Genomic DNA, 4,494 nt, shown 5'->3' with positions numbered 1-4,494 from the left:
TTCGTCCGGGAAAATCTCACCAAACTCTTTTGAGCGCCAGCGGACTAAGGCTTCAAAGCTGGATACCTGCCCTGATTGTGCATGAATAATGGGTTGGAATTTCACGGACAATGAACGTTGATCTAATGCTTCCTTTAAGCCTCTTTCGATGAAGAAATAACGATCAACGTTTTTTTGAATTCGGCCACTGTAAATTTCGATACGAGAATGATTTTTGGCACTAGCAAATTGGCAAGTTCGTGATGCAATATTTAACAACTCATCGGCAGATATAGCACGGTTTATCTCAGGATAGACACCAATGCTGATATCATTACCATAGAGGTGCCCATGCTCCGTGGCTGATTTCGAATAGTGCTTCATTATTTGAGAGCAGATATGCTTGAGCTCATCGTATGAGCGTTCTCCTCTAAGTAATATGGCAAAATCGTCAGAGCGAATACGGTAAAAATCAGCAAATTCATCGGGCAGTTCTCGCAGTGCACTGACGACGTGATTCAGTAAATCTTTAACAATGTCTGAGCCGTATTGATTGAGATAAGACTTAATATCTTCAAGTTGGATGTAGATAAGTGAATAAGGCTCTCCAATTTTGAGTGCTTTCTCATCAATATCGAGCAGTAATTTACTTCGATTATAGAGGCCTGATGAGCTGTCAAAAAATGCAGCTTGATGAATGTAATCTTCCATCAATTTTTGATCGGAGATATCTTTATGGCTACCCACCATAAAATGTTCACCGTTCACACTTTTTGTGACCGCATTCCCCTCTAACCAGATATATTGACCATTTGCTTTTTTGACTCGGTATTGAATCGATTCCCTTGATTCAGTTGTGCTGATATGCTTGTCGACGCGGCTGTTGAGCAGTGCACGATCCATAGGATGGACCAAACTCAGCCAATCAGCATAGGAAATAGTTTCGCTGTTTACACCAAATTGTACATAAAATGTTGGATTATAGAGCACCATGTTTCCATCGCTGCTCATATAAAACAGACCTTGACTAAAAAAATCGAGAACATGAACCAGACGCTGCTTTGCAACGGCACTGTCTAGGTCTGAAATTAAATACTCTTCCTGCGGAAATGACATTGTCATGTTAATCCTAATTCAAGCGAAAGCAGCAATGGATGATAATTGTGAGTCTTGATCCAAAACCTTTATGACTCATCTTTAAAGAGTACTATAACGCTTGTACTAAGATGTCTCAATTATAAAACTATTGATTCATCAATTAGGCACAAGTTATCAGTTTATTTCACGGAAGTTGTTATTTCTGAAACGAAATGGTGAGACTTAAATAACGTAGGATCGCATCGTGCGGTTTATTCGTTGTGGAAAGAATAAAAGCGACAAATTGTCGCTTTTATTCATGTAGAAGTCATACGATTTAACGATCCCAATACGCTTCTTCTAGGCTATCTTCACGTTCTGGTAATGCTCGTGATAAACGAGGAGAGTGCTGTGTGAGCACTTCGTAGCTGACACGGTTTGCATATTTGCAGATCTGAGATAACGAAGAGTAAGTGAGGTACGGCACATCATGTTTGGCAGAGTTTGGAACATTGCGTTGATGATAACTATTCGCGGCCATATCGTGCAATAAAGCCGATAGCGCTCCGTCTCCCGCTCCGTTAGTGTTTTTGATTTCCAATGGGCCACCCAAGTAAGGGCCAATGTGTGAATACACTTTTATTGGGTTGAGGCAGTCTTGTTTTCGCATCGCACGGCTAAATTCGTACTTGTTAAATTCAGCAATATTACCCGGTAGGAGAGGTAATTCAGTTTCGCGCTTTGCGCTTTCATCGGTGTAGCTAGCCATATAAAGACCCACGGGCCCCGCGGTGCAGAGGATTAAATCTACCCATTCGAGTGCTTTGTTAGCTGCAAGCAGTGGATCTTTCTCACCAGTTAACGCTTCACCTTCTTCTTCATTCATGGCGACGACTGTGATGTTTTCTTTGATGTAGTCTTGCCACCACTTCGCATTACCTTCAATTACATACTTAGTGCCTAGGGTTAACACCACTGGAATGTGCTTGGATTTAGCGATCTCAATAGCGCGTTTGACCGCAAGTGGCATTGGATCTTCGGGCTTTCCACGCATTAAGTAAGAAGAAACAACTAAAGCGGAAGCTTTTTCAAAAACCTCTTCAGGAACACTATCGGGGCGAAGTTTATTCATATGCCCTTCATTAATGGCGAAGGTACGCTCTCCATCATCAGAAATTAGGGTGTAGCAACGCCCGATAGGACCATCGACAGTTTGAAGATGGTTTAGGTTCATGCGCGATGAGGTTCTACACAAATAACGATAGCTGTATGAGCCGACTTCAATATTTTTGGACATCACGCCGAGCAAAACGGATTTGCTATCGGCCAACACAGAGTAGTTGTGCAGTGTGTTGCCAATCGTATCTCCCGGGTATTGGTGAGTAATTAAACCTCGTTCGACTAACTCTTCATAGAGCGCATCGGCTTTGCTCTCTTCGAGCACAAGTGAGTGACCTTTACTCAATTGATGTTTCGCTAAGAACTCATTGTCTACACGAGCTTCAATATCAACAATGGTTTGCCCAACACCGACCACTGTTGGGCGGTGGAGCATAGCCGTTTGTTGAATTTGATTGACGAGAGGGTCACGAGCATGAGTCGGAAAATAGTGCTTAGATTTACGCTGTCCAGGAAACTTCATGTTGAAAAATGAGAATTGAAAATTTCCCGCATCATATCACGGATATGAAAGGTTCCTTTCATTTTTATTACATAAAAAAGTGAGCTAAATCTAGATCGCCGAGGCGTTAGTGGCTATTTAGTGAGCGTTATGTCCGTACTATAAGCCTTAGTCCCCCAAAGCGGTACGGTCGATAGGCTGTGCTTGAAGCTACCATCTGTTTCTTTGGTAGTATAAGACAAGTAGATCAGGGTTTGATTTTCTGCATCGTAGATACGTCTGACTTTCATTGACTTGAAGAAAATGCTTTTTGACTTCTTAAATACGATTTCGCCTGATTTGCTCTTATCAATTTTTGCAATCATCTCTGGCGTAATGTCACCAGTCTGACGACACGAGATTGAGCTATCACTTGGATCAGAAAGACTCAAATTAGCCTCAATTGAAGCAATATGGCACGTAACACCAGTCACAATATCATCACTTAGATTTTCGATTTTTACGTCTTTAAGCGTGAAAAATCCGAGCGATACATCGCCAACTTCATTGCTATCGCAGCCAACTAAACCAAAGCTAAGTATGAATGCGGTGGTGATGAGTTTCTTGTTCATGTCTATAATCCATTTATCCATCTTTCTGCACATGATAGCAGCATCAAAGGAGAATGATATAGGCTGTTATGTTGATGTTTTGGCCAGCATATCTGCAGTTTAGATGAGGATAATGTGAGTAATGGCTTGTCGCATATCGATCTGGTCAGTATCCTGCTTGCAACAATTAGAAGAAGAAGTACATAACAATGATTAACCAACCTGACGTTGCCGCCATTAAAAACCAATGGCTATTTGACCAAGTGAATGTCGAATTTCCAACAGAAGAGAGCTTACAAGGTCGAGATCTCTACCAAAAAGCGGTTGTTCAACGCAGTTCTCGCCCTTTTATTGAGCTCACTGAGGAGCCTAACCTATCGTTGCTCGAAGAGGTTTATTTGGTTGATTTTCATCGGATGACAATATGGTTTGCTCTGTTGCAAGCAAGCTTATGGAGCGATAAAAACGATCAATCAAAAGTTATCGAATTCTTTACCCAAATCATTTATTCAGCACCTTGCGAGCTTTACTTAGGTTTTCAAAACGGGGAGCCTGTGGCTGCTGGTATCGTCACCTCCACTTCACATGAGATACTCATCTCTGACATCGTTACTCTGGATAAAAATGCATTTGGAGGTAAAGATGCATTCACGCGGTTGTTGCTCGTAAAATGGCGTGCTAATCATGAGTGCAATGGTAATGTTTTTATAGAACAGTAGCTTGTCCTGATGAAATTGGTACTATAGCGCCTGGTTTGGTATTAATTTTAGCCTGCACGGAGAGCTATGTATGAATAAACAGCAAATAACATATTGGCTTAGTTGGACTGCTATGGTCTGTTATGCGCTGTTTTTGTCGTTTCCTGCTAAGTCAACTCGCTGGGAGCCTAAAAATATTCTTGTGCTGCATTCATACGAATCATCTTATCAATGGACATATGAATTTCAAAAGGGCATTGATGCTGTAGTTAAGAGCAGCAAAACACCGATTAAGCTCTCCATTGAATACCTTGATACAAAAAGAATTTATAGCCAAGAGTATCTTGAGGAGGCCAAAAAATACCTCCACGTTAAATATCGTGATTATCCATTCGATGCGGTTATTATTACCGATGACAATGCGTTAAAGTTCACTAAAGGGCTCTCAAGCCTATTTAAACCAGATACGCCTATGGTTGCGGTTGGCATCAACGACAAAAGTGCCACACTCGATGACATGACTAAGTAC

The 4,494-nt window shown here is 41.4% G+C and carries 4 protein-coding genes and 1 pseudogene; 2 read left to right on the top strand and 3 right to left on the bottom strand.

The genetic code is table 11. The features are described 5' to 3' along the window. From B9J84_RS15880 to B9J84_RS15870, 3 genes are all read right to left on the bottom strand, one after another. Positions 1 to 1,101: diguanylate cyclase domain-containing protein (locus B9J84_RS15880; protein WP_143698881.1), on the bottom strand; the 1,101-nt coding region annotated here is incomplete at its 3' end. 292 nt (positions 1,102 to 1,393) lie between these two features. Beyond that, entirely contained in the window at positions 1,394 to 2,698 is a 1,305-nt protein-coding gene (locus tag B9J84_RS15875; protein WP_017046075.1) for an inosine/guanosine kinase, read from the bottom strand. 113 nt (positions 2,699 to 2,811) lie between these two features. Further along, complete coding sequence (locus B9J84_RS15870; protein ID WP_026028212.1) at positions 2,812 to 3,288, bottom strand: CreA family protein; 477 nt, start codon at positions 3,286 to 3,288, stop codon at positions 2,812 to 2,814. Positions 3,289 to 3,476: 188 nt separating this feature from the next. Between B9J84_RS15870 and B9J84_RS15865 the strand changes: the two genes are divergently transcribed. Both B9J84_RS15865 and B9J84_RS15860 read left to right on the top strand, forming a co-directional pair. Continuing rightward, entirely contained in the window at positions 3,477 to 3,986 is a 510-nt protein-coding gene (locus B9J84_RS15865) for a hypothetical protein (protein ID WP_094124545.1), read from the top strand. Between the two features lie 70 nt (positions 3,987 to 4,056). Beyond that, positions 4,057 to 4,494 (top strand): annotated as a pseudogene (locus B9J84_RS15860) (phosphodiesterase); the annotation flags it as partial.

Origin of the sequence: Vibrio sp. V03_P4A6T147 (assembly GCF_002241085.1) — a bacterium.
In the GTDB taxonomy this organism is placed as follows: Bacteria; Pseudomonadota; Gammaproteobacteria; order Enterobacterales; family Vibrionaceae; genus Vibrio; species Vibrio anguillarum.
The sequence above is the reverse complement of the archived record's forward strand: the minus strand, read 5'-3'. Positions and strand labels throughout refer to the sequence as shown.